This is a genomic window from Planococcus chinensis (genome assembly GCF_020071995.1).
Classification (GTDB): Bacteria; Bacillota; Bacilli; order Bacillales_A; family Planococcaceae; genus Planococcus; species Planococcus chinensis_A.
In genome coordinates, this window is record NZ_JABWTK010000009.1 from 141,107 (window position 1) to 147,357 (window position 6,251).

Consider the following 6,251-nt stretch of genomic DNA (forward strand, 5'->3'; position numbering starts at 1 on the left):
GAGGGTTTTCGATGAGCACACCACAAGAACTTCGTTATTCTAAAGAGCATGAATGGGTTAAAGTTGAAGGCGGCACAGCCCGCATTGGAATTACGCATTTTGCACAAGCAGAACTTGGCGACATCGTTTTCGTAGAATTGCCGCAAGTTGGCGACGAACTGAAAAAAGACGAGCCGTTTGGCAGCGTTGAATCAGTTAAAACTGTATCGGAGCTATATGCGCCGATCAGCGGACGTGTAGTTGAAGTGAACAGTGAATTAGAAGACAGCCCGGAATTTGTCAACGAATCTCCGTATGAAAATGCGTGGATGGTGGTAATCGAATCTCCAAACGAAGAAGAAATCAGCGAGTTGATGACTGCTGACCAATACAAAGAAATGACGAACGAGTAATACTTGAAAAGCGCCTATTACTTGGCGCTTTTTTTGATAGCCGAAAGGCATATAGACAGCAGGTTCCAGTTGCTTTCTTCTAAAGCAGCAATCGATCTTATTCTTTCATCTTATATCAGCGAGGTGTGGACTTATGGACAAAGTGATTGTAGTCGAAGGGCTTAGCGACAAGACCCGGATTGCGCCGCTTATTGCAGAACCCGTGACGATTCTCTGCACAAATGGTACAGTAAGTGCATCAAGGCTTGAAGAATTGCTGCTGCCTTACGAAGATCTGGATATCATCGTATTGGTGGATGCAGACAAATCAGGTGAACAGCTAAGGAAGCTCGTGAAGCGCGAATTTCCTGAAGCCCGGCACTTCTATATAAATCGCAGCTACAAGGAAGTGGCGACAACGCCGATCCGGATTCTGCTGGATGTACTGATCTCCGCAAACGTTCAAGTCAATAAGCTATTAACCGAGGGATGAACGAGATGAAAGAATGGACACATAAAGAATGGCTAAAAGAAAAAAACAAGAACGCAGCCGCCGCCTATTATTTATATACGCCGATGTGCGGAACATGCCAGGTGGCTTCGAAAATGATGGATGTTGTGAAAGAACTTCTTCCTGACTTGCCGATGGGAAAAGCGAACTTGAATTATGTGCAGGAAATTGCTGAACTGTATCAAGTGGAAAGCGTACCTTGTTTGCTCATTACAGAAAACGGCCAGCTGAAAGAAAAGATTTACGCGTTCCAATCCGTACCTTACATCTACGGCAAACTGAAATCTGTGTAAATGAACAAAAGAAGGGGCAAATTGCAGGCCGATTCACGGAAGTTTGAACTGATTTGACTACATGAAGCAGTTAATTGTTTTTAATTCAACATAATTATTGACGAAAAATGTCGAGCATGGTAAATTGAATTTCTGAATTACAATTTTATATCGTAACTCTTATTTAGAGTGGTGGAGGGAAGTGCCCTATGAAGCCCGGCAACCGTCATGAAAATGAAATGGTGCCAAATCACACAAAGCGGAAGCTTTGGGAGATGAGAGAGCGGTTTTCGTGTTTTCACGGTCACCCTTCTGCTCAGTTCTGCGCAGAAGGGTTTTTATTTTGGAGTAGGAGTTGTAAAGGATGATTGAATTAAAAGAACTGTCGAAAGTATTCGATACAGGCAAGGGATCTTTGAAAGCTGTCGACAATGTAAACCTGTCTATTTCATCCGGTGAGATTTTCGGCATTATCGGTTATAGCGGCGCAGGCAAAAGTACATTGATCCGCCTGTTGAACGGTCTTGAAAAACCGACTTTCGGTTCGGTCACGATCAGCGGCCAGAACATATCGGCGAGCAAAGGCCAGGACTTAAGAAAAGCGCGCCAGAAAGTCAGCATGATTTTCCAGCATTTCAACCTTTTGTGGTCGCGTACGGTAAAAGAAAATATTGAATTCCCGCTCGAAATCGCAGGCGTGCCAAAAAGCAAACGGGATGCCCGTGTGCTGGAACTGGTCGAGCTTGTCGGCCTTGCAGGAAGAGAAAATGCTTACCCATCGCAGCTGTCAGGCGGCCAGAAGCAGCGGGTCGGCATTGCCCGGGCCTTGGCAAACAATCCGGAAGTGCTGCTTTGCGATGAAGCCACTTCGGCACTGGATCCGCAAACAACAGATTCCATCTTGGAACTGCTGGTGGATATTAACAAGCGTCTCGGCTTAACCATTGTGCTGATTACGCACGAAATGCACGTCATCCGTAAAATCTGCCATCGCGTAGCGGTAATGGAAGGCGGGCGCGTCGTGGAGCTTGGAGATGTCCTGACGGTCTTCCAGGCACCTCAGCAGGAAATTACAAAACGCTTTGTCGCGCAAGTGACCGACACCGAAGATTCAAATGAAACCATCAAACATCTGCGTGAGCTTTATCCGACAGGTGAATTGGTCAAACTGGTATTCGTCGGCGACCAGACCGAGCAGCCAATCTTAACAAAATTGATCCGCAAGTATCCGGTCGATATTAATATTGTGCACGGGAATATCTCCCATACACAACGGGGAGCATATGGAACATTGATTATCCAGATAAAAGGCACGCAGCCTGAAATTGCGCAAGCTCTTGCTTTCTTGAATGACGAAAGCATCCAGACGGAGGTGATGGCATGATGGAGTCATTATTTCCAAACGTCGATTGGGACAATATGTGGGAAGCAACCCTTGAAACACTTTACATGACGGCCATGTCGACATTCTTTACGTTTGTCATCGGCCTTGTGCTTGGCATCATCCTATTTTTGACGGCACCTAAGCAATTATGGGCCAACAGCATTGTCAATTGGCTGACTGGTGCATTCGTTAACATTTTCCGTTCGATTCCATTTATCATTTTGATCATTTTATTAATTCCTTTTACAAAGTTCATGATCGGAACGATTCGCGGACCAAACGCAGCGCTGCCGGCATTGATTATTGGGGCCGCACCGTTTTATGCCCGCATGGTATTAATTGCGTTGAAGGAAATTGATAAAGGCGTCATTGAAGCCGCGCGTTCCATGGGAGCGACCACGTGGACCATTATCCGAAAAGTACTGCTGCCGGAATCCAAACCGGCTTTGATTTCCGGAATCACTGTAACGGCAATCGCCTTGGTCGGCTATACAGCTATGGCTGGCATCATCGGAGCAGGCGGCTTGGGTACGCTGGCGTTCCTCGATGGCTTCCAGAGAAGCCGGGAAGATGTAACGCTGATGGCAACGATTTTGATTTTGATTATTGTCTTCGCGATTCAGTTTATCGGTGACCGGCTGACAATGAAATCAGATAAACGATAACATCTAATGCAAAAACATAAAAAGGGGATAGAGACATGAAAAAACTATTGGCAGGATCATTATTAACAGCATTGGCATTGACAGGCTGCGGAAGCGATAACGGCGGAGCAGGCGAAGAAGAGTCTAGCACGTTGAAAGTTGGGGCATCTAACGTGCCGCACGCCATCATTTTGGAAGAAGCGAAACCGCTATTAGAAGAACAAGGCATCGAATTGGAAGTCGAAACATATCAGGATTACATTTTGCCGAACCAGGATTTAGAATCCGGCGAAATTGATGCGAACTATTTCCAGCACATTCCTTACTTGGAATCCCAGAAGAAAGAGTTTGGCTATGACTTTGAAAATGCTGGTGGCATCCACATCGAACCAATCGGTGTTTACTCCCAAAAGTACGCTTCATTGGAAGAACTTCCTGAAGGTGCAACGATTTTGATGAGCAACTCGGTTGCTGACCACGGCCGGATTTTGTCATTGCTTGAAGCAAAAGGCTTGATCAAATTGGCTGAAGGCGTAGACAAAACGGTTGCAGAAGTAAAAGACATTGCTGAAAACCCGAAAAATTTGGAGTTTGATGCAAACTACGAAGCGGCATTGATGGTGCAGTTGTATGAGTCAGGCGAAGGCGATGCATTGTTGATCAACTCAAACTACGCTATTGACGCCGGCTTGAATCCATTGGAAGATGCGATAGCACTTGAAGATTCAGATTCTCCATATGTGAACGTGATCGCGGTAAACGCTGGCGACGAAGATAACGAAAACGTCAAGGCACTTGTAGAAACATTGAAGTCTCAGGAAATTCAGGACTTCATCTTGGAAGAGTGGGGCGGTTCTGTAGTACCGGTTGACTAATAGATATGAAAAGCAGGTTCCTCAAGAAATTGAGTGAACCTGCTTTTTGTTTTTGACCATATCAATAAAATAAGAGTCCGCAAATAAAGAAGTTTGAAAATAAGTCCTTGGAGACAAAACAATAAAAAATATTATTTTGAAAGAATAATAAAAATATTTCGCGTATTAGCGATGCTATTCTCTTTCACACAGCTATGTGATATTTTTGAATAACAGTGAAAATACAATTGTTCATCCAGGGAGGACATGCCATGAAGATAAAATTCGGTCTTTTGCCGAGGATTATTGTCGCTATCGCATTAGGGGTATTGATCGGTTCGTTTGCGCCAGAATGGATGGTGCGGATATTTGCCACATTTACTACGATTTTTGGAAACTTTCTCAACTTCATTGTTCCGCTGATTATTCTCGGGTTTATTGCACCCGGTATTGCGCAGCTGGGCAAAGGCTCAGGTAAACTGCTCGGGCTGGCTACTTTCTTTGCATATGCATCTACAATTGCGGCAGGGGTATTGGCATTTTTTGCGGCTACAACTATTCTGCCGAACTTTATGAAAGCCGGGGCAATGAGCGGTATTGATGACCCCGAAAAAGCATTGGCGACATCTTTTATCGCATTGGATATGCCGCCGGTGTTCGGCGTCATGTCAGCGCTGATTTTAGCATTCTTGCTGGGCATCGGCATGGCATCCACCGGAAGCAAAACGATGATCTCGTTTTTTGAGGAATTCCAGGCAATCATCGAAAAAACCATTTCATATGTCATTATTCCGTTATTGCCATTCCACATTTTCGGTATTTTTGCCAATATGGCTTATGGCGGAGCGGTCGCCAAAATTCTGTCGCTGTTTGCGGTCGTGTTTGTGCTGATTATCATTTTGCACTGGTTGATGCTGCTGCTTCAATATACGGCAGCTGGGACATTGAACAAAAAGAATCCATTGCGTTTGCTGAAAACGATGTTGCCGGCTTACTTCACAGCACTGGGTACACAATCTTCAGCAGCAACGATTCCTGTAACGGTGCGCCAAGCCCGCAAAACGGGGGCAAATGAAAAAGTAGTGGATTTTGCGGTGCCGTTATTTGCCACGATTCATTTATCCGGGAGCACCATCACTATTGTCTTGTGCTCAATCGGAGTATTGCTGTTAACAGGCGGCGTGCCGTCGTTCAGCAGCTATTTGCCGTTTATCTTTATGCTCGGCGTAACGATGATAGCAGCACCGGGGGTGCCGGGGGGCGCGGTCATAGCAGCAATCGGGCTGCTCGAAGTGATGCTTGGCTTCGATTCCACGATGGTGGCGTTGATGATTGCTTTGTACATGGCGCAAGATAGTTTTGGAACTGCAACAAATGTAACGGGTGACGGTGCATTGTCCATGATTGTGGACCGTTTTACAAAAAGTGAAAAAATAATTCAATAATATGGAAATTCAATGAATTCCGGCTATTCGCCCAACTGTATACGAGTTCTTTCAGCTATGCTATTATAACTGAGGATTTTAATTACAAGGGGGAAAACACCATGAAGAAATTGCTTATGATCGGGGTATCAGCTGCTTTATTCCTAGGGGCGTGCAGTGAAGAAACCGCTACGGAAGGCACAGCTAAAGAACAAACGGCTTCAGAAGAAACGACAAAAGAAACCGGTAATGCCAAGCAGGAGTTTATGCGATTCTATATGTCCATTCCTCAAACAATCAACGGCACAGATGCTGACTTGAACACGTTTGAAGTGAACCAGGCAGAAAGCACGCTTCCTGAAGGCGCAGATTTGCAGGCGATGAAAGATGCCGCAAAAGCATCAGCTGAAAAAACAGCAACAGCAGTGGAAGGTATTGAAGTTCCGGAAACGCTGGTTGACCATAAAGAAGATATCGAAGCAGGACTTTCTTCTATTAAAGAATCTTACGACATGAAAGCGGAAGAACTGACAAAAGAAGCGTCGTTTGAAGCGGCAAATGCCAAATTCGCGGAAGCAGACGAAAAGTTCAACGCCATGCTGGAATCATTGGAGCTTAATCCATCTAGCATCTATACAGAAGTAGCTAAATAAAGACTCGAAGACCTAGACTGACATAGCGATTTGAGACACATATAAAACACCTTTATTAGGCTGCTTGCGCCCCAAATTCCTTGGGTGCCAGGTAGCCTAATTTTTCGAGAATCCGGTCTTCGTTGTAGTAGCGCATAT

The 6,251-nt window shown here is 45.1% G+C and carries 8 protein-coding genes and 1 riboswitch; all 8 genes read left to right on the forward strand.

Annotated elements, in window-relative coordinates; translation table 11 throughout:
- Nucleotides 1-11: 11 nt before the first annotated feature.
- Nucleotides 12-392, forward strand: a complete 381-nt coding sequence (gene gcvH, locus HU147_RS15150) for a glycine cleavage system protein GcvH (RefSeq protein ID WP_036808246.1) — start codon at nucleotides 12-14, stop codon at nucleotides 390-392.
- A gap of 133 nt (nucleotides 393-525) precedes the next feature.
- Nucleotides 526-864: a TOPRIM domain-containing protein gene (locus tag HU147_RS15155; protein WP_036808249.1), complete on the forward strand. Its 339-nt coding sequence runs from the start codon at nucleotides 526-528 to the stop codon at nucleotides 862-864.
- Nucleotides 865-869: 5 nt separating this feature from the next.
- Nucleotides 870-1,175, forward strand: coding sequence for a thioredoxin family protein (locus tag HU147_RS15160; RefSeq protein WP_224077019.1), 306 nt, complete (start codon nucleotides 870-872; stop codon nucleotides 1,173-1,175).
- 156 nt (nucleotides 1,176-1,331) lie between these two features.
- Nucleotides 1,332-1,436: riboswitch (SAM riboswitch) on the forward strand.
- An 82-nt stretch (nucleotides 1,437-1,518) separates the two neighbouring features.
- Nucleotides 1,519-2,538, forward strand: a complete 1,020-nt coding sequence (locus HU147_RS15165; RefSeq protein WP_224077005.1) for a methionine ABC transporter ATP-binding protein — start codon at nucleotides 1,519-1,521, stop codon at nucleotides 2,536-2,538.
- Nucleotides 2,535-3,203, forward strand: a complete 669-nt coding sequence (locus tag HU147_RS15170) for a methionine ABC transporter permease (RefSeq protein ID WP_224077006.1) — start codon at nucleotides 2,535-2,537, stop codon at nucleotides 3,201-3,203. The genes HU147_RS15165 and HU147_RS15170 overlap by 4 nt, the downstream gene beginning before the upstream one ends.
- Before the next feature lie 35 nt (nucleotides 3,204-3,238).
- Nucleotides 3,239-4,057 carry a MetQ/NlpA family ABC transporter substrate-binding protein gene (locus HU147_RS15175; RefSeq protein WP_224077007.1) on the forward strand — a complete coding sequence of 273 codons (819 nt, stop codon included), beginning with the start codon at nucleotides 3,239-3,241 and terminating at the stop codon, nucleotides 4,055-4,057.
- A gap of 251 nt (nucleotides 4,058-4,308) precedes the next feature.
- Nucleotides 4,309-5,481, forward strand: a complete 1,173-nt coding sequence (locus HU147_RS15180) for a dicarboxylate/amino acid:cation symporter (RefSeq protein ID WP_224077008.1) — start codon at nucleotides 4,309-4,311, stop codon at nucleotides 5,479-5,481.
- A gap of 101 nt (nucleotides 5,482-5,582) precedes the next feature.
- Nucleotides 5,583-6,113 (forward strand): hypothetical protein, encoded by a 531-nt coding sequence (locus HU147_RS15185; protein ID WP_224077009.1) that lies wholly within the window; start codon nucleotides 5,583-5,585, stop codon nucleotides 6,111-6,113.
- Nucleotides 6,114-6,251: the final 138 nt, after the last annotated feature.

Coding starts and splice junctions, on each gene's coding strand:
- HU147_RS15180 (WP_224077008.1), top strand. CDS start 4,309: ATGAAGATAAAATTCGGTCTTTTGCCGAGGATTATTGTCGCTATCGCA.
- HU147_RS15170 (WP_224077006.1), top strand. CDS start 2,535: ATGATGGAGTCATTATTTCCAAACGTCGATTGGGACAATATGTGGGAA.
- HU147_RS15165 (WP_224077005.1), top strand. CDS start 1,519: ATGATTGAATTAAAAGAACTGTCGAAAGTATTCGATACAGGCAAGGGA.
- HU147_RS15175 (WP_224077007.1), top strand. CDS start 3,239: ATGAAAAAACTATTGGCAGGATCATTATTAACAGCATTGGCATTGACA.
- HU147_RS15160 (WP_224077019.1), top strand. CDS start 870: ATGAAAGAATGGACACATAAAGAATGGCTAAAAGAAAAAAACAAGAAC.
- gcvH (WP_036808246.1), top strand. CDS start 12: ATGAGCACACCACAAGAACTTCGTTATTCTAAAGAGCATGAATGGGTT.
- HU147_RS15185 (WP_224077009.1), top strand. CDS start 5,583: ATGAAGAAATTGCTTATGATCGGGGTATCAGCTGCTTTATTCCTAGGG.
- HU147_RS15155 (WP_036808249.1), top strand. CDS start 526: ATGGACAAAGTGATTGTAGTCGAAGGGCTTAGCGACAAGACCCGGATT.